The following is a 22,342-nucleotide window of genomic DNA, read 5'->3' as shown; positions in this document are numbered from 1 at the left end:
AATATTACTTTCTAAATTCATTCACCGTGATGGATACCAGTTCTGTTAATGCACTATAAAATTGGCTATATCCACTCATCTTTAATTTATTTAAATATAAGGGAAGCCAGGTTTTTAAATGGAGGGTCAATAACTCATTGACCGCAGCCTCTCTGTTTTCAGAGGCTAATACGGCAGCCTGAAAAAGCACTAAACCAATATGGTCAACAGGTTCAGGAAACGGAGTATTTACTTTTAAACGTTCGCGTTTTAAAAATTCACTGAGTGCGAATGTTGAATCACCTTGTAATAAACCTTCTGGATCTAAATAGACCGAACCCCAAGGTGGTGCTGGTAATGCATTGGGACCAACAAAAAGATTGCGCCATTGGGTTTTTAATTGTGCAGCATCGATAGACACTGCATAAATTAAACGTTCACAGAGTTTTTCATCCAACTTACAAGGCCACTGTGCTGCAAAATCCCCAGTCTTAAAAAAATTGAGTGCTGTGCGATTGGTTTCATCGTCAGGTGGAAATAAATAGCATATTCCCAATAAATTAAATGCAGCCGCATAATAAGAGAGTCTGCTCATAATTTTTGCTACTTCCTTAAGCAAACCCCAAATATTAATTTGAGGTCTGCTTTTTTATTATTTAAAAAACGTTATAAAGCGTGATTAATGAATAGAGTAAAAAACGTAACGCAACATAAAATCAGCAATAATTGCTAATACACAACCAACCACAAATAGAGATCCAGTTGATGCGGATTTTGTCTGGTTCTTTTGTGTTAGGTATTTTACTAAGCTATATCCACTAGCAATCACTGCAAGAGTCGCTATTACCCAACAAGTGATGCGAAGTGTGCCAATGGAGTGATAAACCTCGATAGGCGATAACGGAAATGTCACCGATTTTTGGCTATATAACGTGCTGGTTAAATATTGCTCATAAAAAGGTTGATACAGTAATCTGGCAAGTAAGCTAAATGCCATTATTCCCCATAATTGCCATTTCCAGCGAGTTGGCAGTGGCGCTTGTGGAAGTTCGATACCTAATTTATGACCTACACGCTGTAATGCTTTGAGTAGTAAAAAGAAAATAGCAGCGCCAAGTGTCAACATAGCACCAAAGAACATCACATAAGTATTATGATCCATCCATGTGAGTATCGATGTATGGCGATAAATAGACGCCATGCAGTAAATATCAAATAGACCAATCAAAATGCTGGTTGTTAATAACAGCATTGAGAGTTTGCGAGTACGCCATAGCCATAAGAAAGTTAATCCTAAGCAGCCGACAAAAATAGCGGTTACCACAACTTCGCGACTTAACCATGCTGAGAAAACATTTCTTACTGCATTCGGTGCATTTAATGGCACACCTAAGTGAGTGATAGAGGCGATAGAGCCTAATCCAGCGAGTGCACAAATCACAAACAGGGCGAGCAACATAAAGCGATAATAGCTTTCTGCGTTAAGATAACCAGCAAGACGACGAGCAAAAATCCCCGTCGTTAGCGCTAATCCAATCGTGGCATTCATCATGAATGTGAAGATTAACAACGACCATTCATTCATTTTCTTTCTCCCTTATTATTTATACCGTCATTATTCGCACCCTGATGTGGATTAATAACGAGGTTGGGATGTGTTATTGATGGATCAGGTAAACCCGTTACGTAATCTAAATCACCATAACGTTCACGAAGTTCATCGATAGGACCAAATTGAATTGCACCAAGAGGACAAGTGGCAACACAAACGGGTTGCTCCCCTTTTTGCTGTAGGTCGATACAAAAATCGCATTTTGACATCTGTTTGGTTTCAGGATCCATTTGTGGCGCGCCATAAGGACAAGACCACGCACAAGCACCACAACCAACGCATTTATCGGTATCAACCATAACAATGCCATCGCCTTCACGTTTATGCATTGCTGTTGTTGGGCAGTTTTTTACGCAAACGGGATCAGCACAGTGGTTACATGAGATTGATAAGGTGTAAGCAAACACGTTGTTAATTAACGCGCCATTGGTATTGCGAGTGTAACCTCCCCCCGTAATTTCATAAACACGACGGAATTTACGTCCAACATCAAGGTTGTTTTTATCTTTGCAACCAACCTGACAGGCTTTACACCCAGAACAGCGGGCGCTATCAATATAAAATCCTAACTGTTTGCTGCTCACAGCGGGATAAACGGTAAATTTACTCATGCTTTTGCTACCTCTACCAATAATGTTTGGTGAGCATTGCCGTGTGCCATTGCGGTGCTGCGAGATGATGTTAATACGTTGGCACAGCCACCTTGATCAATACCTTTTGCATCAGGTTGCCACCAAGCACCTGCTTGCAATGCGACAACGCCCGGCATAATACGTTGTGTCAGTTTGACAGGGATCATCGTGATACCACGGTCGTTATAGACTTTGACTTTCTCACCCTCTTTGATATTTCTCTCTTGTGCATCAAGTGGGTTAATCCATAACTCTTGGCGCTGAACCTCTTGTAACCAAGGGTTAGCAAATTGCGTCGAGTTAGCGCGGTTACGACCTTTCCACGTAATGAGTTGAAGTGGAAATTTACCCGTTAATGTATCTTCAGGACCTTCGATGGCGGGGACATAGTGTGATAGTGCTGGAATATCGACATTATTCATGTCGTAGAGACGTTTAGAAAAAATCTCAATTTTCCCTGATGGTGTCGGGAATGGATTGTTCGCTATATCCTGAATATTTTTTTCAAAGCCTACATTTTGGGTATGTGGGCGATGTTTTAATAAGTGGCGACGTTTAACCAGTAGCTCATTAAAGGTTGGAATCCCATCTTCAGGGCGCTTAACACTGGCATCATTGACTAAATACTCAATCCAATCACGGTCGGTTTCTTTGCCTTCGCTAAATTGTTCACCCACACCCAGTTTATCGGCAACTTCGCGTAACCAATCGTAATCCGTTCTACGTTCGAATTCAGGTTCGATAACTTTTTCAGATAAAATAATGTAGTCGCCATAACTCCATGTTCCACCAATATTCCAGCGTTCTAAGAAGCTAGTTTCTGGTAGCAAGATGTCGGCATATTTCGCACTTGGGGTGAGATAAAGGTCACTACAGACGATAAACTCAACTTTTGATTCATCTTCTAACACTTTGGCTGCATGAAGAATATCGGTGTTTTGGTTGGTCATGTAGTTACCCGCCATTGAGAAAATCATCTTGATTTCAGTATCAAGTTTCTCGGCGTTTAATAACCCATTTTGTGGTGTAACTAACTGCTTATCTTCACAAGCTTGTACCCAGTTGGTGATGTTTATTTTTGCTTTTACTGGGTTAGTTAATAAGCTTGGTCCGGCGATGGTTTTACGTAAATCTGGATTTAACGCCATACCGTAACCCGCCGCCCATCCACCGCGAACACCCACATTACCTGTGATAGTTGCTAATAATGTTGCTCCGCGAGCGGTGCGTTCACCACAAATATGGCGCTGAGGACCCCAACCTTGCATTAATGCCGCCGGTTTTGTCGAAGCATATTCACGGGCTAATTGGCGAATAGTATCAGCAGGTACTTTAGTGATAGGTTCTGCCCATTCAGGTGTTTTTACCACACCATCTTTCTTACCCATTAAATAGGCAACTAAGGATTCGTTTTCACCAACACCGTCAGGCATTTGGTGTTCATCAAAGCCTAAAGTGTATTTATCAATAAAGGTTTGATCATGAAGATTTTCGCTGATGATGACATACATCATCGCATCCATCATGGCGTTATCTGTGGTTGGTAATAAAGGTATCCACTGGTCTGCCAATGAAGAGGCGGTATCTGAATAACGAGGATCAACGACAATAAATTTAGTACCGTTTTTCTTCATTTTTTGGAAGTAGTGGTTGGTATGACCAAAAACCGTTTCGTTAGGATTATGCCCCCATAAAATCACTAATGGTGTGTTTTCTAAGGTATCTAAAGTGCTACCACTTGCTGATGTGCCATAAGTGTAAGGGGTAACCGCCATGGTGTTACCATTACTGACAGAGTGGTAGTTTTCAAGAAATCCACCGGTGATGTTAAATAGGCGGCGTAGCATATTAGCGCCAGAGAAAATACCCCCCGTAACACCCGTACTTAAGCTAACAAAACGCGATGCAGGACCGTATTGCGCGTTAATACGTTGCATATTTTGTGCAATAAGCGAGGTTGCTTCTTCCCAACTAATACGCTCAAATTTACCTTCACCACGTTTACCTACACGTTTCATTGGGTATTTTAAGCGGTCTGGGTGATAGACAAATTTACGATAGCCACGACCACGAACACAGGCTCGCATGATTGGCATCTCTTCATCTAAATCAGCGTCAGGGCGTGTGCTAATACGAGTGACTTTGCCATCTTTAACATGGGCACGAATATCACATTTACCACCACAGTCAAAGCTACTACACGTTGAAACAACGCGCTCGCCATCTTCTGTTGTTATTGGTTTTACTGGAATGGCATTATCAACAGTTGCAGCAATAGACTCTGATGCAAGGAAAGGAAGGGTAACTAATGCCGAGCTCGCTTGTAAAAAATGGCGGCGGCTAATATCGCTGAGAATATTCTTTTTATCACTATCGTGATCGGACTGATTGCTCATAATGAACTCTACCTTAAACATAATAGGCGGATCCCGATATACCCGATACTTGATATAAAGAATTAGTGTGGTTTTTCTAGGCTATGAATATAGGGAATGTCTGGTATCCGCTGCATTATTATTGAATGCATAGATAATTGCAGAACGCCCAAAATAACGTCTGCGAGAGGGATAGTAGTTGATTAATCTTTTGCCAACATTCTAAAACCAGACAACGACATCTGAATTTCAGCCTATTTATAAGCGGTGTTAAAAGCTCGTTTTTTGATTGTTAATAGGGTTTATTAAATAGATATCAGGAAGGTTTAAATTTAACATAAGTTAATGTCGTTATTTATTTAAATATATAACGAATTTAATAATATACCCTCGATTTGTTGGTGTGCGGATATGGGGATAGCTGCTATATTAAAAAAGAGAAAAACAAGAAGAGAGCGACCTAAATTGTGAGAAATGTACCTTTAAAAAGCGTTGATTCACTTGACCGAGATGTTATTGCGCTTGGTACAGATTATTTGCCTAACACGCTATTAGAAACGCATCAACATCGTCGAGCGCAATTTTTATATCCCGCAACAGGGCTTATTGAAGTAAGCACTGATGATGGTGAATGGGTTATTCCGCCTTCCTGTGGTGTGTGGATCCCACCACAAACAGGTCATGAAACGCGTATGCTTGAAGTCAGCACTCGCAGTTTATATATCGAGCCTTCAGCGGCACCACGTAATAGTAAACAGTGTGAAGTATTGAGTGTTTCACCACTATTTCGTCAACTGTTATTAGAAGCGGTTGATGTACCTGCTGAATACGATAAAAAAGGTCGAGATGGTATTTTAATGCAGCTAATCTTATGTGAATTAGCTAAAGCTAAACCACTGCCTTTTTTTGCTCCCATCCCTCAAGATAATAAATTAGCGAAGTTGTGTCGTGATTTTATCCGTAATCCTAAAATAGACTCTTTACCTCAACAATGGGCAGATAAATTACATAAAAGCGAACGCTCTTTTAGTCGTTTTTTCCGCCAACAAACAGGAATGTCATTTTCACAATGGCGGCAACAAGTCTGTTTATTAAATTCATTAACACAAATCTTATCAGGACGCGGAATTACCGAAATTGCCTTTGATTTGGGTTATAACAGCGCCGGTTCATTCTCTACTATGTTTAAAAAGCAGATGGGACAATCGCCATCGCACTTTAGTATGGATGCACTGGATATTGATAGGTTTTAGTTGATAAAGATATCCGTTAGTCATTAAAAACGCGCCATTTCGGCGCGTTTATTTTGCATAATATCTTTGCTAATTTAAGCAGGTTTTCCTCACCGTATTACGTAAACAATAAGGCAAAAAGAGTAAACTGAGTGCGGTAATAATCGCAGTGGCAATTAAAACGACTAAAAAGGCTTGCTCAAAAGCGGTATTGGCTTGAGTAATTAATAGTGTTGATACGGTGTCTGGTAGTTTTTCAGCGACAATGAGCGCTTCATCTAAACTGTCATAAGCGACGCGATTTACTGTTAATGAGTCAGGTAATACCAATTTTAAGGTGTATACAGTACTCATTAGGCTTCCCATAAAGGTTACGCCAATTACACTGCCTAATTCATAAGCCACATCTTCAATAGACGCTGCCATACCAGCTTGTTTATCCGCAACACTTAACATAATTGAAGTGGATGCGGTGGTAAAGATGACCCCTAAGCCAAATCCGACTAAAAATAGACAGCCGATTAACACCATGGGCGAGGTCGCTTGATAAACCGCAATTAACCAAAGATTACCGATTAATGTAAGAGTGAATCCAGCAATAATAAGTCTAACTTCACCTAATCGAGCTAAAAAATAACCTGTTAATGGGGATGCTAAAACGGAGCCTATTGGAATAGGTAAAATAATCAAGGCGGCATTTAAAGGGGTAAAGCCTGCAACTAGTTGTAAGCGTTGACTTAGCAATAATTCGATACCAACAATAATCACCATTGAAAGCACTGCCATAGTGATGCCAATACTAAAAAATCGATTTTTAAATAACCCAAAATCAATCATTGGGTGGTGTTGTTTTCTTTGGCGTAAGGTAAAAATAGTTAGAAAAATAACGGCAGTTATTGTTGCGATAGCCGCTTCATTCCATTGTGTATAAGGTTTACCAATCTCTTTTAATGCATAAATTGCGCTGACTAAACCAACTAGAATAAGCAGAGAACTTAAGTAATCTATTTTATGTTTACCATGACCGGCATATTGAGGAATAAGCCAAATGGCAAAAGGTAAAACCAGTAGCACTATCGGAACATTAATTAAAAAGACCGAACCCCACCAGAAGTTATTGAGTAAAGCACCACCAATTAAAGGTCCTAAAGCCGCGCCACCAGAAGCTACTGCCGACCAAATACCGATAGCAACCGCACGCTCTTGTGAGTCACTAAATACTTGGCGAACTATTGAAAGCGTGGCGGGCATACTCATTGCTGCTCCAACAGCTAAAAAGCCACGAGAAGCAATTAGAGCCGTCGCTGTAGGTGAAAATGCAGCACAAAGAGAAGCGATAGCAAATAGCGGTAATCCGCTAATAAATAAGGCTTTATGACCAATTCTGTCCGTTAACATACCCGCAGCGGGTAAAAGCCCCGCTACCATTAAGGGATATGCATTTATTATCCATAATTTTTCTGAAGCACTAGCGTTTAAATCATGGGTTAAACGCGGCAATGCGGTATATAGCACCGTGACATCAACAACGATTAGAAAAAGCATACTGGATACTAAAAGTAATACTATCCAGCGTTTATAATCTCTCATCATACAAAAAAATCTCAGTTATTATTATAAGTACTTATTTGGTGCGAATGGCTATAATATAAATCCATACGAACGTATTGAAAAGGGGTTTTTTAAAAATGGGACGTCAAAGAACAATTGATAGAGATAAATTGCTTGAGGCCATTTTTGATATCGTAATGGAGCAGGGTGCTGCGGCATTAACGATAGATACAGTTGCTAAAAAAATGGGGATCTCAAAAGGGGGAGTTCAATATTGCTTTAGTAGCAAAGAAGCGATGATTGATGCAATGTTTGAACATTGGGAAGGTGGTTATGACGCGCGATTTAATGAAATTGCGGCGAAAGAAAACTCACCAGAAAACCGTGTTTTTGCCCATATGTATGCAACTCATAACCATGACCAAGTCTCTTTTGCTAAAGGTGCCAGTTTAATGGCTGCACTACTGCAAACGCCTGAATATTTGCAGAGTACAAAAGAGTGGTATCAACAACGATTAACGGGTTTAGATACCGCAACAGAAGCAGGGAAACGTGCAAGATTGGCATTTTTAGCGACAGAAGGTACCTTTTTATTGCGCTATTTTGGCTTGATGGATATTGATGATAATGAATGGCAATCAATATTTGAAGACATCAACTCAACACTTATTCAAGCAGAAAAAAAATAATAAAAAAGCATGTTATTTAAGATGAAAATAACATGCTTTAGTATTTATTGGATCAGTAATACATCGCGATGAGCTTGTTATCAAGCTCTTTGACTTCAACGGGTGTATCAAAAATATCTTCAATAATTTCAGCTTTCATGATCTCTTTTGGTGAACCATGATAATAGAGCTGCCCGTTACGCATTGCTAAAATATAGTCAGAATAAACTGAAGCAAAATTGATATCATGGATCACAATAATGATGGTTTTTCCTAACTCATCGGCGGCTTTTCGCAGAAGTTTCATCATTATTACCGCGTGTTTCATATCAAGGTTATTGAGCGGTTCATCAAGCATAACATATTCAGTATCTTGGCAAAGTACCATTGCCACATAAGTGCGTTGGCGCTGTCCACCCGATAACTCATCAAGATAACGGTGACGAAATTCATTTAGATTTAAAAAATCTAACGACTCATCAATGACTTTTTTATCTTCAAGGGTAAGGCGACCTTTGCTATAAGGATAACGACCAAAACCGACTAACTCTTCTACGGTTAAACGGCTAACAAACTGATTTTCTTGGCGTAGAATAGATAAGTTTTTTGCAAGCACATCGCTATCTGTTGCCGCAACATCCATACCATTAACACTGACCATGCCACTTTCTGGAATTAATAAGCGTCCAATAACAGAAAGGAGCGTAGATTTACCTGCGCCATTAGGACCAATGATCGAAGTAATACCGCCACGTTGAATCGTTGTTGTAATGTTATCTAGCACAGTTATGTCTTGATAGTGTTTCGATATTTTGCTGATTTCAATCATGTTAAAGTCTTCTTAATACCAAATAGATAAAGAACATCCCACCAATAAACTCGATGACAACAGAAAGCGTACCTGTCATTTTCAAACCGTATTCTAATACTAGCTGTCCACCGATTAAGGCGATTGTGCCCAGTAAAAAGGCAACAGGCATAAGAAAACGGTGTTGGCTGCTGCCGCTAATATGATAAGCAAGGTTTGCAACAATTAATCCTAAGAAGGTTAACGGTCCAACTAATGCGGTAGAAACAGCGACGAGTACAGAGATTAACAGCAGGATATAGGTAGTCTGTTTACGGTAATTAATTCCAAGGTTAATGGCATTGGCTTGACCTAATGCCATAACATCAAAGCTATAGCGCATACGCCAAAGTAACACGCCCACAACGACAATAATGGCTAATGCACAGAAGATAAGATCAGGCGTTGCTCTGGTAAAGGTGGCAAACATACGACCTTGTAAAATAGAGAACTCGTTAGGGTCCATTAAACGCTGTAATAAAGTGGCGGAACTGCGAAAGAGAGTCCCTAGAATAATACCAATCATCAAAACTAAGTTGATGTTAAAGCGAACCGAACTAAATAACCAACGGTAAAGCAACACAGAAAATAACACCAATAACGCTGATTCAATAAAGAATTTGGTGATATTAAGCATCCACGATGCAGGCATGTCGCTTTCAAAAAAGACAAACAGAGTTTGTAGTAATACAAACAGTGCTTCTAATCCCATTAATGATGGGGTGAGAATGCGGTTATTGGCGATAGTTTGAAACAGTATGGTCGAAACACCTGCGGAAAAAGCGACAATAATCATTGTCAGCACAATATAAGCGCGGTGTGTCAAAATATAAGCGATATTACCGCTTAGATTAATTGACATAAACAGAGCGATAGCGAGTAACGAGGCACCAAGTAATAACCAAATTCGGGTGATAGGCGACAGACGCTTTTTCTCGCGTAATGCGGCGCCTGTACATTTGCTGATAAGTGATGAATTAACTTTTTGCATAACGTTGCTGCTTTAGTAATAAGAACAGAAAAATCACTGCACCAACAGCCCCTAAAATTACACTGGCTGGAATTTCAAAGGGATAGCGAATCAGGCGACCAATAACATCACAAAGTAAAACTATTGCTCCACCACTTAAACAGACCCAAGGGATGGTTTTACGGATATTATCACCCATTACTAAGCTCACTAGATTTGGCACAATCAAACCAAGAAACGGCAACGCACCAACAACGGAAACCACGACACCACTAATTAATGCGATAATCGACAGACCAATTATCATCACTTTACGGTAATTTAACCCAACGTTAATTGAGAATTCGCGACCCATTCCGGCGACCGTAAAACTATCTGCAACCCAACACGCCATTAATGCCAATGCGCCTACTAACCAAAGAAGTTCATAACGACCTTGTAGTACGCTAGAGAAATCGCCACTTGTCCATGCATCTAATGATTGCAGTAAATCAAAATAGACAGCTAAAAAGATGGTTAGTGCACCAATAACCGCACTCAGCATAATGCCAACAAGAGGAACAATGAGCGTGGTTTTTAGGGTTATTCTTTGCAGTAGCATCATAAACAGTATCGTACCAAGCATGGCAAATACGGTTGCTACCATCATTTTGGTAAAGATACCGGCTGCTGGGAATAACAGCATCACCACTAATAAACCCAGACTGGCAGATTGAGTGGTTCCCGCAAGAGAAGGTTCTACAAAGCGATTTTGTGTTAGTAGTTGCATAATCAATCCAGCAACACTAATTGCACCACCAGCAAGTAATAATGATAGGGTTCTTGGAACACGGCTGATAAAAAAGATATCGCGCATATCGGGATCAGTAAAAAGCGAAGCAGGAGTAATATCTCCTGCGCCGATAAATAGACTGATCATTGAGAGGATAGCAACAATTCCTACCCCCAATGATAAATGGAACGTTTTCATTCAGTTATTTTATTTTTTATTATCTAAAGCCTGATTAATAGTATCCATTAAGCGAGAATACGTCTGAATTCCGCCTGAAATATAAATCGAGCTTGAATCAAGGTAGATAACTTGGTCTTTATTCCAAGCATTCACTTTTCTAACCAGTGCGTTATCTAAAACTTGCTGTGCAGGTTGTGAATCTTCACGACCAATTGCGGCATCGCGGTCAATGACAAACATCCAGTCTGGGTTTAATTTCAGTAATAATTCAGAGTTAACGATATTACCGTGTGAACCTGGGCTTTCAAAAGCATAAGCAGGTTCAAAACCTAATACATCATAGATAAAGCCAAAGCGAGAGCCTGGACCATAAGCAGAGATTTTTCCGCCACTGACTAATACCACCATTGCTTTACCTGCATCAGGTGTTTTCGCTTTAACGGTATCAATTTTGCTATTGAAATCAGCAAGTAATTTTTTAGCTTGTTCTTCTTTGCCAAAAATTTGACCGAGTTCTGTTGTGCGTTCTGACAGGCTTTCAACAAAACGTTTAGGGTCGATATCCATCGAAATAGCCGGGGCAATTTCACTTAATTTGGCATACGCATCACGAGCACGACTTCCACTTAAGATAAGGTCAGGTGCGGTGTTGCTCAGTTTTTCGTAGTTAGGCTCAAATAATGCGCCTTCGTTGATATAGTCGTTTGGATTGATGTATTTTTCTAAAAATTTAGGTAAATGAACATTCGTCTGTGGAAGCCCAACAATAGGCACACCTAACGCATCGATGATGTCTAAGGTTTCCATATTCATTACAACCACTTTTTGTGGATGTGCTGGGATTTCGGTTGTCCCTTGAAAATGTTCAATGGTGATGGTTTTTTTCTCAGCAGACTGAGTCGTTGATGTGTCTTGTGCGTTATCACAACCCGCGATAACAAGTGTAGAAAGCAGTAAAAATAGTGGGCTTAATGATTTTTTAAACATTCTCTTTCTCATATTGTTGCAACACAAAATAGACGGTTTCCTACAACCGTGACCGTAACAGACGGGTCACAAAGAAGTGATGATAACATTAAAATGCTAAAGAATAATGATACTAATTCACATTCTCATAATAATAAAGAATTAACTTGATTAAAATGGCTATTCTTTGTGTAGATCATATGGGCTTGGTTGATGCTTAAAGGCGATAAACAAGTAGAAAACTAAAGAGTATTTGCTCAATTTGTGAAGGGCGTCAAAAGAGTAGGTCAAGGAGAGACAATTCTAATCTGCTAGGAAATATCGTTACCTAGTATCATTGCGTATACTTTATTCAAGCAGAAACAATCCCTATTTTAATCTTACTTCTGTTTCTGTACTGACACAGTAATGAATGCACATGAGAAAGCGTGGTTATCTCTAGGGCAACTCGTTGCAACTCAAGAGGGTTTTATGCAAAAGAAATATATTTATCTATTTTGTTCTGCCGGCATGTCAACATCTCTTTTGGTTACAAAAATGCGCGCGCAAGCAGAAAAATATGATGTTCCTGTCGTGATTGAAGCATTTCCTGAAACATTAGCGGGGCAAAAAGGGCAGGAAGCTGACCTTATTTTACTTGGACCTCAAATCGGTTGGATGCTTTCAGATATTCAAAAATTATTACCCAATAAACCCGTCGAAGTTATCGACTCTTTGTTATATGGAAAAGTGGATGGTTTAGGTGTGCTAAAAGCCGCCGTTGCCTCCATTAAAAAAGCAGTAGCACCAACAAATTAATTTTTTCTTTTTAAATTTTATTTTTATTTCAGTCAAAGAGTGAATTTTTCAGCTAGCCGTGCTGTTAGCGGCATTTTAAGGGTATTTTTCTATGAGTAAGTTCATTGGTTCACTTGAAAAGGTACTCCTTCCTTTTGCGGTTAAAATTGGAAAGCAACCTCATGTCAACGCCATTAAAAATGGTTTTATCCGTTTAATGCCGTTAACCCTAGCAGGGGCAATGTTTGTTCTTATCAATAACGTTTTTCTTAGTTTTGGTGATGGCTCCTTCTTCTATTCTCTTGGTATTCGACTTGATGCATCAACAATAGAAACACTCAATGGTTTTAAAGCGATTGGGGGGAATGTCTATAATGGTACATTGGGCATAATGTCATTAATGGCGCCGTTCTTTATTGGGATGGCATTGGCAGAAGAGCGCAAAGTAGACCCCATTGCTGCAGGATTACTCTCTATTGCCGCCTTTATGACGGTCACTCCTTATAATGCGGGTGGCGCTTATGCGGTTGGGGCTAACTGGTTAGGTGGTGCAAATATTATCTCCGGTATTATTATCGGGATTGCAGTTGCCGAAATGTTTACCTTTATTGTGCGTCGTAATTGGGTTATTCGATTACCAGATAGCGTACCAGCCTCTGTTTCTCGCTCTTTCTCTGCGTTAATTCCTGGCTTTATTATTTTATCAATAATGGGAATTATCTCTTGGGGACTTGCACACTATGAAACGCATTTCCATCAAATCATTTTAGATTCAATTTCAACACCATTAGCTTCTATGGGAGCTGTTGTTGGTTGGGCATATGTGATTTTCACTTCACTGCTGTGGTTCTTCGGTATTCACGGTTCGTTAGCACTCGCAGCACTTGATAGTGGTATTATGACGCCTTGGGCGTTAGAGAACGTGGCAATCTATACCGAATATGGTTCTGTTGACGCGGCATTAGCTGCAGGTAAGAGCTTCCACTTGTGGGCTAAACCAATGCTAGACTCCTTTATCTTCTTAGGTGGTACAGGGGCAACATTGGGGCTTATTATTGCTATCTTTATCGCGTCACGTCGTGCTGATCATCGTCAAGTTGCAAAACTGGCATTGCCAGCAGGTCTATTCCAAATTAATGAGCCGATTATTTTTGGTCTGCCTGTCATCATGAACCCAGTAATGTTTATTCCCTTTATTCTTATTCAGCCAGTTTTAGCAGCAATTACTGTCACGGCTTATTATTTGGGGATTATCCCACCAGTTACCAATATTGCGCCATGGACAATGCCAACGGGGCTTGGGGCATTCTTTAATACCAACGGAAGCATTGCTGCATTATTACTAGCACTGTTTAACCTTGGTGTCGCAACCGTGTTCTACTTACCTTTTGTCATTATCTCAAACAAAGCACAAAGCGAGATTGAGAAAGAAGAGAGTGAAGAAGATATTGCCAATGCATTGAAGTTTTAAGTTATAGAAAAAATAGGTGCAGAGTTTTCTCTGCACCTAAAAGTCAAAGAGGAAACACGATGTTAGATATTGAAAATGCGGTAGGTGGTTCTGCAACAGAAGATGAATTTGAAGAAATCATCATGGGTCTTATCATTAATTCGGGACAAGCTCGCAGTGTAGCTTATGGTGCATTAAAAAAAGCCAAAGAAGGTGATTTTGAGGGCGCTAAAAAATTGATGGAGCAATCTCGTGAAGCGTTAAATGAGGCACACAAAATTCAAACCCGCTTGATTGGTGATGATCAAGGAGTAGGAAAAACCAAAGTGAGCTTGGTATTAGTACATGCACAAGACCATTTAATGACCTCAATGTTAGCGAGAGAATTAGTCACAGAGCTTATCGAGTTACATGAGAAGATAAAATAAGGTGAATACTGTGGTGCAGTTATTAAGAGCTCAACCAGAAATAAGAATGGTTTATGAAAACCAACTCTTTAATGGAAAAAACTTTCATGTATTTATTTATAATAAAACCGAGAGTGTTAGCGGGCTGCATCAACATGATTATTATGAATTCACCATTGTTTTAACTGGGCGTTATTATCAAGAGATAAATGGAAAGAAGATTTTATTAGAACGAGGGGATTTTGTCTTTATTCCTATCGGCTCTCATCACCAAAGTTTTTATGAATTTGGTGCAACTCGTATTTTAAATGTGGGTATTAGTAAATCTTTTTTTGAAAAACACTATTTATCTTTATTACCCTCTTATTTTATCGCATCACAAGTTTATGAACTAAAAAATGAGTTTCTCTCTTATATTGAATCTGTTATTAGCTCATTAAATTTTCGTCATACCGAATTTAATGAATTTATCGAAATAGTCACTTTTAATGTGGTCAATCGCCTACGGCACTATAAAGATAACCATATTGAAGATGATATTCCGTTATGGTTACGAGATACAGTAGGAGAGATGCATGATAAGCAGAAGTTTGGGGAAAATGCTTTAGTTAATATGGTGATGTTATCAGGGAAATCACAAGAGTATTTAACCAGAGCAACGCGACGTTATTATGATAAAACACCAATGCAAATTATTCATGATATTAGAATTAATTTCGCTAAAAAACAGTTGGAAATAACCAACTATTCGGTAACGGATATTGCTTTTGATTCTGGCTATAGCAGCCCAAGTTTATTTATTAAAACATTTAAAAAGATAACCTCACTAACACCAAATAATTATCGGAAAAATTTATACAGTATTAAAGAAACAAATTAATTCGTTATTAAGCGTAAAAATTTAATTAATAAATAAGTTATTTTTATTTAGCCATTGAAATAAAAAGGAAAATTAATTGATTTTTCTTAAGGGCTTTTTACGCCTGAAATTTACCATTAATACACAAATAACAGCATCACTGTGCTGTATGGGAGTATTTTATGAGTCATAAGTTAAAAGTGGTTACCATTGGTGGTGGAAGTAGCTATACCCCTGAATTATTAGAAGGTTTTATTAAGCGCTACCATGAATTACCAATTACAGAACTGTGGTTAGTGGATGTTGCCGAAGGTAAAGAGAAGCTCGATATTATTTTTGAGCTTTGCCAGCGTATGGTTAAAAAAGCGGGTATTCCTCTAACCATCCATAAAACACTTAATCGCCGTGAAGCATTAAAAAACGCGGATTTTGTTACAACACAATTACGTGTAGGGCAGTTAAAAGCCAGAGAGCTTGATGAGTCTATACCGTTAAGTCATGGATATTTGGGTCAAGAAACTAATGGTGCTGGTGGCTTGTTTAAAGGTTTACGTACCATTCCAGTTATTTTCGACATTATTAAAGACGTAGAAGAAATTTGCCCAGATGCGTGGATAATTAACTTCACCAATCCAGCAGGAATGGTAACAGAAGCTGTTTATCGACATACCAAATTTAAGAAGTTTATTGGTGTTTGTAATATTCCTATTGGTATGAAGATGTTTATTACCGATGTTTTGAATCTTACGGATAAAGATGAGCTTTCTATTGATCTATTTGGTTTAAATCACATGGTGTTTATTAAAGATGTGATTGTGAATGGTCAGTCTCGTTTCCCTGAGTTATTAGATGGTGTTGCTTCTGGCACATTAACCGCAGGTTCGGTAAAAAATATTTTTGATTTACCATTTAGTGAAGGTCTCATTCGTTCGTTAAATATGCTGCCTTGCTCTTACTTACTGTATTACTTTAAGCAAAAAGAGATGCTCGCGATTGAAATGGGTGAATATTATAAAGGTGGTGCTCGTGCCAAAGTGGTGCAAAAAGTAGAGAAACAGCTGTTTGAGTTGTATAAAGATCCTGACTTAAATATCAAACCAAAAGAGCTGGAATTACGTGGTGGTGCATATTACTCCGACGCGGCATGTGAAGTTATTAATGCTATCTATAATGACAAGCAGGCAGAGCATTATGTCAATATTCCACATCATGGGCATATTGATAATATTCCGGCTGATTGGTCGATAGAGGTGACGGCAATTTTAGGTCGTGATGGCGCTAAACCCCACCCACGTATCACGCATTTTGATGAGAAAGTGATGGGATTAATTCATACCATTAAAGGCTTTGAAATTGCGGCAAGTAAAGCGGCAATAACGGGTGAATTAAATGATGCATTGTTAGCAATGAATTTAACGCCATTGGTACTTTCAGATAAAGATGCTGAGGTATTAACGCGAGAATTATTATTGGCACATAAAGCGCATTTACCTAATTTTGCTAACGCGATAGCACAACTAGAAAAAGAGACTCACTAATCACTAAAGTGATGCTGAAATAAGTAAAACAGGAGACAAAATGGCGCATCTATTGATTGTTAATGCAGATGATTTCGGACTAAGTAAAGGTCAAAACTATGGTATTGCAGAGTGTCATCGTTATGGTGTGGTGACATCAACAACAGCATTAGTTAATGCCGAGGGCATTGAACATGCTGCGCAATTACGTAAAGAATTACCTCACTTAGGGGTCGGGCTTCATTTTACGCTGACAATGGGTAAACCGCTGTCTCCTTTAGCCTCTTTAACGCGTGATGGTGTGCTAGGTAAGTGGGTTTGGCAAATGGCTGAAGCGGGTGATTTACCACTCGATGAAATACGTATTGAGTTAAATGCTCAATATCAGCGTTTTATCGAAATTTTTGGTCGTGAACCAGACCATATTGATAGTCATCATCATGTGCATATGTTTAAGCAAATTTTCCCGATAGTGGCGCAATTTGCCCAAGAAAAGTCATTACCTTTACGTGTTGATAGACCTTTAGCAAAAAAAGAGTCTATCGATACGCAAGGTATTATTAGTAGTGAGGGCTTTGATAGCCAATTTTATGGTGATGAGATATCACAAGCACTGTTTTTAAAAGTACTCGATGCGTCATTAGCGCGAAATGAACGCTCTTTAGAAGTGATGACGCATCCAGCATTTATTGATAATCCATTGCGCGCGAGCGGTTACTGTTTTCAACGTTTAACTGAGCTTGAAGTATTAACTGGATCGTCATTAAAACAGGCGATAGCAGAGCGAGGATATCAATTAGGGACTTATAAAGATTTAATGTAATGGTGTTGGTTTAAAACGTATTTATTAGTGTTATGCCCTGGTGTGAGTCATTTTTTGTTTTTATTTGCCTCTGTTTTAATAAGACAGAGGCATTTTTGTTTTTTTAAGTGTTTTGACTTAATAGTAATGTAAGTGCATCTGAAACATAGCAATAAGATTGTGGTGCAGTGAAACCTGTTTCTTTTAATTTTTCGAGGGAGATCGGTTTTTGGTATTCAACGATATCTTTTAACCAAATCATCATTCCTTTTTTGCCATTAATAAGGTAGTTTTCTAATTCATCATTCGATATGGCAATTTTATCTAAATAATACTGTTTTATCTCATTCTTACTAACTTGTTCGATTTTATCGATATAAGCGTGACCAGTGATCGCTTTTTTAGGGGAAGAGCTATAAATATACATCTTATTGTTTTGTATAAAACCCAATCCAATAGATTTACGAAGTTCTATAACTTTCTTACCATCATAGATCTTTTGAACATATTTAGGCTTGATACTGATAATAATTTTTTTCATCTTGATCAGGAATGGTTATAAATGACACAGAGTTTAGCGTTTTGGGTTGAAAACTCAAGTGAGAATGTATCTAATAACTTGACTTTAGATCTTCATTTTAATTATTGGCATCTTTATGATGATAAAATAAATTATTTAGACATTGGTATATTAGTGAGTGGAATAGATAAGTGTTTTGATTCAATTAATGTTTACTTACCCTTTAAATATAATATAAAAAGTTATATCCCAACCTTAGGGGATAAAATTGTTGAAAATGAAAAGTTAATCTCAGCTATTTTTAATAATGATGTAAGTAGTATAAAACCAATAAGAGAATGTAGTGCTAAATACATTGTTTTTTCAGAGCAGAAAGAGAGTGAAGGTATTGTATTTTTCACTAACTTATCACATGAAACATCAGAAAATCGAGTCTTAATTGAAGAACATTGTGAAGATGATGAAGTTGGAACAATTCTTAAGTTTTCCAATAAAATATTTAATTGCTCAGAAGAATAAAAAAAAGAAATTGGTATTTAAGATTTAGGTATATTTTAGAAAAAGAAAATATTGATAATATTTCGAGGGAGTACAAATCAAAGGATTCACTGATCACTTATTATTTTGAAAAAAGTGAAGTTGTAGACTTTAGAGTAAATGAATCTCGTAATTTACCTAAAACAATTAGAGAGAAAGTCGCGATATGCAGAAGCATTAATAAAGTTCACTTTTTCCTTATTAGGAATGAATCATCAGAATTTAAAATAGGACATACAACTTATGATCGCTGTAGAATATTAGAGGATAACTTATGGAATGAATATCTTTGTGATAAAAATACGAAAGTGAAAACAAAAATGTTGATTTATCATTGGAAAACAAAGTTAGATAAAAATAGAGATTATTTCTCAGCTTTTGCTAGATTTATTACACGAAAGGTGGGGTTTAAAGAAATTACATTCATTATATTGAGTATTATAGGTTTGGGAACCGTTTCTAGTTTACTTGCAACAAGATTAACGAATATTATTACTTAGCTTTTTAGTAAATTAAAATATGATTGAGTTAATCTATTAATAATAAGCTTTATATGAAAAGGATAATCATATGGAAAGTATAAATTATACTTCTCTATTTTCATCTGATCGCCAAGTCCCTTTATTACAAATAAAGCACTTACTAAGTGATATAACAGTGCTGTACCCAGACTTTGATAACTGGTTAAAGTATAAATTTTATCAGCCATCATATGAAAATCAGCGAAAAGCCATTATTGCTCATAACGGTGAATCGCTGTTAGGTGTTGCCTTACTAAAAAAAAGCACCTATGAGAATAAAATATGTACGCTCTATACCTCTCCAATTTATCAAGGGCAAGGGATTGGTAGTCGATTGATTGATTTATCATTGCAATATTTTGATTCATCTGATGTTTTGATCACGGTTGCACAAGAAAAACTAATAGAATTAACACCCATTTTGAAATCAAAAGGTTTTATCTGTACATCAATAAGCAAAAGAATGTATCGGGCTGAAAATACAGAACATTTCTTTAATTTAAGGTGAAGATTAAAATTTAAGCTGACTTTAAAATTTTAACTTATTAAAGAGTATTACTCTTCTTCTTATTACTTACGATTAAATCAAAACCAATAACCAATATTTGCCAAAATACCGTAAGTCGGTGTGCTGATATCGTTAATCTTAAAGTAACCACCTTCATAACCTATTGTAATAGCAACATTTTTTATTGCAGTAACCGTGATGCCGGTTCCCCAACTCAATGATTTAGCACTATCGTTTTCGTTTGGGTTATTTTTGGCTTGATAAGCAAGGGCGCTAATACCCACAGTAGCGTATAATTCTAAGGTGTTAGAAAACCGATAAGCAGGACCCATAGAAAGTGATGCATAACGATATCTATTTTTTGAATATGCTGTGGTAAATGATTTTTGTGCAACAGTTCCTGCGATTTGTAGTGCGGTTTTTTTATTGCTATCTGTTTTCATTTGATATTTTAAGCTTATACCATTTAAGCTTGGCGTTTCTTTTATTATTATATGAGAATAACCAACAGATAATAATTTTTGAATATCATCAGCATAAACGGGTGATGTTAATAATAAATAGCTTGGTAATAATAAAGTTGGTATTCTTTTAATAAACATAATAATTCCTATTAATATAACTAAATAGATAGGCACATATTATAGGTTTTAATATGTGCCTATTTTTATTTTTTTATATTAAAAGCGATAGCCAATATTTGCAACAAAACCATCTACTACCATTCGATTATCACTAATCTGTTTAATTTTATAACGACTATTTTCATAACCAATAGAAATAGAGACCATCTCTACAGGATTAATCATTAAACCAGCACCCCAACTAAATGCATTTTTCTTGATTTTTTCTTGTTTAATATCTTTTCCATGAATGTTTTTCATCTGGATTTGACTAATACCCGCAGTACCATAAACACTAATAAAATCATTTAAACGTAAAGTAGGACCAGCCATAACAGAGTAATAACGAGTATCAACATTCTTTAAAATTTCTTTGGCGGGTTTATCAAAGTCATACTCTTTTTGAGCATATGTTCCAGTTACAACAAGGCCGAATTGTTGATTTAACTCTTGGCGAAAGGAAATAGAACCACCATGCATAGGGTTTTGTCCTTCAGGCTTGATTTGTGCATAACCCGCTGAAAGAGTTGATTTACCTAATTTGATATCATCATGTGCTTGAACTGTTGGAATTGAAATAATGCTAGTGATAAATAAAGCTGATAATAATTGTTTTCTCATTTGTTATATCCCTTTTATTAGTTAGTAGTAAAAGACGTGGGATTATAATAATGAGATGATTTTTTTTGGTATTAAAAAGGACACATGAAATAGAATATGTTTTTTTTATAAAAATAAAATTATTATATTATCATTTGGTTAGTTTTATTATTTTTATTAGTTATATATTAATTGGTTTTTTATGAAATTAATAATAGCTCTCCAAAATTAATGGAGAGCTATTCATCGTTTTACTTCAGCCCTAAGTCGCTTTGTAAATCGAGAACTTTATTTTGTAAGCCTTCTAATTCAAGCTGTTTTTCCATCACTGATTTTGATGGATTGTTTTGTACAGCTTTCATTCTTTTATCAATATCATCAATTTGTTTTTGAATATCACTTTGGCCTTTGGTTTTTTGGCGAATTTGACTTAGCAAATTATTCATTGATTGGTTTAAGGCGCGTTGGTTAGCTTGTTGTGTTTTTAAATCAGCATTACTTTGCTGTTTCTCTTTCTCGATAGCAGCAAGTACTGCTTTAAACTCAGTATTTAATGCTTGCTCATTACCTAAGATAGCTTTTTTCTGCTCTATGCGATTATCATAAGTGCCTGAATAATTACAATTAAATTTTGTAATAATACTGACATCACCTGTTGTCGGGTCGCAATCAGCGGGATTTGTTACACAGCCACTTAAAAGTAGTGTCATGCCAACTAGGGAGAGAGGTAAACGTTTCATTATCATCCTTTTTAACTAAGTCTTATTGCAGTTCGTTGAGAGTAAAGGCTATCTAACTCTTCTTGTAAAGAGTTAACTTGCTGTTTCATCCCATTGATTTGTTTATCAAGTTGTGCAGTTTTAATTCCATCATCACGACTTTTAACCGCAATATCTCGCCATTCTGCTTCACGTTTTTTCATATCAGATAAACGGGTACGTAAAGCGGCAATATTGGCATCGATACCTTTTAATTGTTTTTCAGCTGCGTCTTTATTTAAGCGCTGCTGTTTCATATCTTGTTCAATTTTAGCTAATGCTTTTTTATCATCAGCAATAACGGCTCTTGCGGCATTAGAGGCACTTTGTAGACGCTGATTCTCTTTCTTAATATCAGCAATCATAGAATTAAGCATCTCTTCGTTAGACGCGTAATCTTTACGCTTATTGTCTAAGTACGCGTTGGCACCAATACCCACACCACAGCCAGCAACAGCCGCGATGAGCATACATGCGCCTTTGTTATCGGTATTTGATACTAAGCAACCCAGAGCACCAATGGCAGCACCTCCAGCACAAGCCGTAATACCAGACTTACTAAAAAATTCCATATCGCTATTATTGGTGATACGAGGATCCGCGCCATTATTGCTTTGACATCCAGATAAGACCAACACAGTACTTAAGCCAAGTACTGCCATTAATCGCTTTTTCATTT

At 37.4% G+C, this 22,342-nt stretch carries 25 protein-coding genes; 11 read left to right on the top strand and 14 right to left on the bottom strand.

Annotated elements, in window-relative coordinates; all coding sequences use genetic code 11:
- Positions 1-4: 4 nt before the first annotated feature.
- The 4 genes from ABN099_RS14285 to ABN099_RS14270 all read right to left on the bottom strand — a co-directional run bounded on the left by ABN099_RS14285 (position 5) and on the right by ABN099_RS14270 (position 4,619).
- Positions 5-574 carry a molecular chaperone TorD family protein gene (locus ABN099_RS14285; protein ID WP_349464545.1) on the bottom strand — a complete coding sequence of 190 codons (570 nt, stop codon included), beginning with the start codon at positions 572-574 and terminating at the stop codon, positions 5-7.
- Positions 575-658: 84 nt separating this feature from the next.
- Entirely contained in the window at positions 659-1,564 is a 906-nt protein-coding gene (locus tag ABN099_RS14280) for a dimethyl sulfoxide reductase anchor subunit family protein (protein ID WP_349464544.1), read from the bottom strand.
- On the bottom strand, positions 1,561-2,202 hold the full coding sequence (locus tag ABN099_RS14275) for a DMSO/selenate family reductase complex B subunit (RefSeq protein WP_349464543.1): 642 nt from the start codon (positions 2,200-2,202) through the stop codon (positions 1,561-1,563). The genes ABN099_RS14280 and ABN099_RS14275 overlap by 4 nt, the downstream gene beginning before the upstream one ends.
- Complete coding sequence (locus tag ABN099_RS14270; protein WP_349464542.1) at positions 2,199-4,619, bottom strand: DMSO/selenate family reductase complex A subunit; 2,421 nt, start codon at positions 4,617-4,619, stop codon at positions 2,199-2,201. The genes ABN099_RS14275 and ABN099_RS14270 overlap by 4 nt, the downstream gene beginning before the upstream one ends.
- Before the next feature lie 446 nt (positions 4,620-5,065).
- Between ABN099_RS14270 and ABN099_RS14265 the strand changes: the two genes are divergently transcribed.
- Entirely contained in the window at positions 5,066-5,851 is a 786-nt protein-coding gene (locus tag ABN099_RS14265; protein ID WP_349464541.1) for an AraC family transcriptional regulator, read from the top strand.
- Between the two features lie 69 nt (positions 5,852-5,920).
- Here ABN099_RS14265 and ABN099_RS14260 read toward each other — a convergent pair whose 3' ends face one another.
- On the bottom strand, positions 5,921-7,423 hold the full coding sequence (locus ABN099_RS14260; protein WP_349464540.1) for an MFS transporter: 1,503 nt from the start codon (positions 7,421-7,423) through the stop codon (positions 5,921-5,923).
- Positions 7,424-7,518: 95 nt separating this feature from the next.
- Between ABN099_RS14260 and ABN099_RS14255 the strand changes: the two genes are divergently transcribed.
- Positions 7,519-8,070: a TetR/AcrR family transcriptional regulator gene (locus ABN099_RS14255; RefSeq protein WP_349464539.1), complete on the top strand. Its 552-nt coding sequence runs from the start codon at positions 7,519-7,521 to the stop codon at positions 8,068-8,070.
- A 52-nt stretch (positions 8,071-8,122) separates the two neighbouring features.
- Here the strand turns inward: ABN099_RS14255 and ABN099_RS14250 are convergent, their stop codons facing one another.
- From ABN099_RS14250 to ABN099_RS14235, 4 genes are read right to left on the bottom strand one after another with little or no spacing between them, the layout of a single operon-like run.
- On the bottom strand, positions 8,123-8,878 hold the full coding sequence (locus tag ABN099_RS14250; RefSeq protein ID WP_349464538.1) for an iron ABC transporter ATP-binding protein: 756 nt from the start codon (positions 8,876-8,878) through the stop codon (positions 8,123-8,125).
- A 1-nt stretch (position 8,879) separates the two neighbouring features.
- A complete protein-coding gene (locus tag ABN099_RS14245) occupies positions 8,880-9,887 on the bottom strand; it encodes an iron chelate uptake ABC transporter family permease subunit (RefSeq protein ID WP_349464537.1) in 1,008 nt (335 codons plus the stop codon).
- Positions 9,874-10,836 carry an ABC transporter permease gene (locus tag ABN099_RS14240; protein WP_349464535.1) on the bottom strand — a complete coding sequence of 321 codons (963 nt, stop codon included), beginning with the start codon at positions 10,834-10,836 and terminating at the stop codon, positions 9,874-9,876. Before ABN099_RS14240 ends, ABN099_RS14245 begins: the two co-directional genes overlap by 14 nt.
- 9 nt (positions 10,837-10,845) lie before the next feature.
- On the bottom strand, positions 10,846-11,805 hold the full coding sequence (locus ABN099_RS14235) for a siderophore ABC transporter substrate-binding protein (RefSeq protein ID WP_349464534.1): 960 nt from the start codon (positions 11,803-11,805) through the stop codon (positions 10,846-10,848).
- Between the two features lie 450 nt (positions 11,806-12,255).
- On the opposite strand from ABN099_RS14235, the gene ABN099_RS14230 reads away from it, so the two are divergent.
- From ABN099_RS14230 to chbG, 6 genes are all read left to right on the top strand, one after another.
- Positions 12,256-12,582, top strand: a complete 327-nt coding sequence (locus ABN099_RS14230; RefSeq protein ID WP_349464593.1) for a PTS sugar transporter subunit IIB — start codon at positions 12,256-12,258, stop codon at positions 12,580-12,582.
- 91 nt (positions 12,583-12,673) lie between these two features.
- A complete protein-coding gene (gene chbC / locus ABN099_RS14225) occupies positions 12,674-14,032 on the top strand; it encodes a PTS N,N'-diacetylchitobiose transporter subunit IIC (RefSeq protein WP_349464533.1) in 1,359 nt (452 codons plus the stop codon).
- A gap of 59 nt (positions 14,033-14,091) precedes the next feature.
- Positions 14,092-14,439 carry a PTS N,N'-diacetylchitobiose transporter subunit IIA gene (gene chbA / locus ABN099_RS14220; RefSeq protein WP_349464532.1) on the top strand — a complete coding sequence of 116 codons (348 nt, stop codon included), beginning with the start codon at positions 14,092-14,094 and terminating at the stop codon, positions 14,437-14,439.
- A gap of 10 nt (positions 14,440-14,449) precedes the next feature.
- Complete coding sequence (gene chbR, locus ABN099_RS14215) at positions 14,450-15,298, top strand: transcriptional regulator ChbR (protein WP_349464531.1); 849 nt, start codon at positions 14,450-14,452, stop codon at positions 15,296-15,298.
- A 161-nt stretch (positions 15,299-15,459) separates the two neighbouring features.
- On the top strand, positions 15,460-16,815 hold the full coding sequence (locus ABN099_RS14210; protein WP_349464530.1) for a 6-phospho-beta-glucosidase: 1,356 nt from the start codon (positions 15,460-15,462) through the stop codon (positions 16,813-16,815).
- A 40-nt stretch (positions 16,816-16,855) separates the two neighbouring features.
- A complete protein-coding gene (chbG, locus tag ABN099_RS14205; RefSeq protein ID WP_349464529.1) occupies positions 16,856-17,617 on the top strand; it encodes a chitin disaccharide deacetylase in 762 nt (253 codons plus the stop codon).
- Positions 17,618-17,720: 103 nt separating this feature from the next.
- On the opposite strand, the gene ABN099_RS14200 is transcribed toward chbG, so the two are convergent.
- A complete protein-coding gene (locus ABN099_RS14200; protein WP_349464527.1) occupies positions 17,721-18,137 on the bottom strand; it encodes a hypothetical protein in 417 nt (138 codons plus the stop codon).
- Between the two features lie 21 nt (positions 18,138-18,158).
- Here ABN099_RS14200 and ABN099_RS14195 point away from each other — a divergent pair, with 21 nt between their 5' ends.
- The 3 genes from ABN099_RS14195 (at position 18,159) to ABN099_RS14185 (ending at position 19,682) form a co-directional block, all read left to right on the top strand.
- Positions 18,159-18,635 carry a hypothetical protein gene (locus tag ABN099_RS14195; protein ID WP_349464525.1) on the top strand — a complete coding sequence of 159 codons (477 nt, stop codon included), beginning with the start codon at positions 18,159-18,161 and terminating at the stop codon, positions 18,633-18,635.
- Complete coding sequence (locus ABN099_RS14190; RefSeq protein WP_349464524.1) at positions 18,620-19,153, top strand: hypothetical protein; 534 nt, start codon at positions 18,620-18,622, stop codon at positions 19,151-19,153. The genes ABN099_RS14195 and ABN099_RS14190 overlap by 16 nt, the downstream gene beginning before the upstream one ends.
- Positions 19,154-19,223: 70 nt before the next feature.
- Positions 19,224-19,682, top strand: a complete 459-nt coding sequence (locus ABN099_RS14185) for a GNAT family N-acetyltransferase (RefSeq protein ID WP_349464523.1) — start codon at positions 19,224-19,226, stop codon at positions 19,680-19,682.
- Positions 19,683-19,759: 77 nt separating this feature from the next.
- On the opposite strand, the gene ABN099_RS14180 is transcribed toward ABN099_RS14185, so the two are convergent.
- The 4 genes from ABN099_RS14180 to ABN099_RS14165 all read right to left on the bottom strand — a co-directional run bounded on the left by ABN099_RS14180 (position 19,760) and on the right by ABN099_RS14165 (position 22,340).
- Positions 19,760-20,284, bottom strand: a complete 525-nt coding sequence (locus ABN099_RS14180; RefSeq protein ID WP_349464522.1) for an outer membrane beta-barrel protein — start codon at positions 20,282-20,284, stop codon at positions 19,760-19,762.
- A gap of 78 nt (positions 20,285-20,362) precedes the next feature.
- Positions 20,363-20,926: an Ail/Lom family outer membrane beta-barrel protein gene (locus ABN099_RS14175; protein WP_349464521.1), complete on the bottom strand. Its 564-nt coding sequence runs from the start codon at positions 20,924-20,926 to the stop codon at positions 20,363-20,365.
- Positions 20,927-21,156: 230 nt separating this feature from the next.
- Entirely contained in the window at positions 21,157-21,645 is a 489-nt protein-coding gene (locus ABN099_RS14170; RefSeq protein ID WP_349464520.1) for a hypothetical protein, read from the bottom strand.
- Between the two features lie 11 nt (positions 21,646-21,656).
- Entirely contained in the window at positions 21,657-22,340 is a 684-nt protein-coding gene (locus ABN099_RS14165; protein WP_349464519.1) for a hypothetical protein, read from the bottom strand.
- Positions 22,341-22,342 lie beyond the last annotated feature (2 nt).

It is taken from the genome of Proteus hauseri, from assembly GCF_040139125.1.
GTDB lineage: Bacteria > Pseudomonadota > Gammaproteobacteria > Enterobacterales > Enterobacteriaceae > Proteus > Proteus hauseri_B.
The sequence above is the reverse complement of the archived record's forward strand: the minus strand, read 5'-3'. Positions and strand labels throughout refer to the sequence as shown.

Bases quoted from the DNA above. Each gene is read 5' to 3' on its own strand.
- ABN099_RS14270 (WP_349464542.1), bottom strand. From the start codon at position 4,619: ATGAGCAATCAGTCCGATCACGATAGTGATAAAAAGAATATTCTCAGC.
- ABN099_RS14185 (WP_349464523.1), top strand. From the start codon at position 19,224: ATGGAAAGTATAAATTATACTTCTCTATTTTCATCTGATCGCCAAGTC.
- ABN099_RS14180 (WP_349464522.1), bottom strand. From the start codon at position 20,284: ATGTTTATTAAAAGAATACCAACTTTATTATTACCAAGCTATTTATTA.
- ABN099_RS14195 (WP_349464525.1), top strand. From the start codon at position 18,159: ATGACACAGAGTTTAGCGTTTTGGGTTGAAAACTCAAGTGAGAATGTA.
- ABN099_RS14170 (WP_349464520.1), bottom strand. From the start codon at position 21,645: ATGAAACGTTTACCTCTCTCCCTAGTTGGCATGACACTACTTTTAAGT.
- ABN099_RS14285 (WP_349464545.1), bottom strand. From the start codon at position 574: ATGAGCAGACTCTCTTATTATGCGGCTGCATTTAATTTATTGGGAATA.
- ABN099_RS14245 (WP_349464537.1), bottom strand. From the start codon at position 9,887: ATGCAAAAAGTTAATTCATCACTTATCAGCAAATGTACAGGCGCCGCA.
- ABN099_RS14240 (WP_349464535.1), bottom strand. From the start codon at position 10,836: ATGAAAACGTTCCATTTATCATTGGGGGTAGGAATTGTTGCTATCCTC.
- chbA (WP_349464532.1), top strand. From the start codon at position 14,092: ATGTTAGATATTGAAAATGCGGTAGGTGGTTCTGCAACAGAAGATGAA.
- ABN099_RS14210 (WP_349464530.1), top strand. From the start codon at position 15,460: ATGAGTCATAAGTTAAAAGTGGTTACCATTGGTGGTGGAAGTAGCTAT.
- ABN099_RS14275 (WP_349464543.1), bottom strand. From the start codon at position 2,202: ATGAGTAAATTTACCGTTTATCCCGCTGTGAGCAGCAAACAGTTAGGA.
- ABN099_RS14235 (WP_349464534.1), bottom strand. From the start codon at position 11,805: ATGTTTAAAAAATCATTAAGCCCACTATTTTTACTGCTTTCTACACTT.
- ABN099_RS14280 (WP_349464544.1), bottom strand. From the start codon at position 1,564: ATGAATGAATGGTCGTTGTTAATCTTCACATTCATGATGAATGCCACG.
- ABN099_RS14230 (WP_349464593.1), top strand. From the start codon at position 12,256: ATGCAAAAGAAATATATTTATCTATTTTGTTCTGCCGGCATGTCAACA.
- chbG (WP_349464529.1), top strand. From the start codon at position 16,856: ATGGCGCATCTATTGATTGTTAATGCAGATGATTTCGGACTAAGTAAA.
- chbC (WP_349464533.1), top strand. From the start codon at position 12,674: ATGAGTAAGTTCATTGGTTCACTTGAAAAGGTACTCCTTCCTTTTGCG.
- ABN099_RS14250 (WP_349464538.1), bottom strand. From the start codon at position 8,878: ATGATTGAAATCAGCAAAATATCGAAACACTATCAAGACATAACTGTG.
- ABN099_RS14255 (WP_349464539.1), top strand. From the start codon at position 7,519: ATGGGACGTCAAAGAACAATTGATAGAGATAAATTGCTTGAGGCCATT.
- ABN099_RS14200 (WP_349464527.1), bottom strand. From the start codon at position 18,137: ATGAAAAAAATTATTATCAGTATCAAGCCTAAATATGTTCAAAAGATC.
- ABN099_RS14165 (WP_349464519.1), bottom strand. From the start codon at position 22,340: ATGAAAAAGCGATTAATGGCAGTACTTGGCTTAAGTACTGTGTTGGTC.
- ABN099_RS14175 (WP_349464521.1), bottom strand. From the start codon at position 20,926: ATGAGAAAACAATTATTATCAGCTTTATTTATCACTAGCATTATTTCA.
- ABN099_RS14260 (WP_349464540.1), bottom strand. From the start codon at position 7,423: ATGATGAGAGATTATAAACGCTGGATAGTATTACTTTTAGTATCCAGT.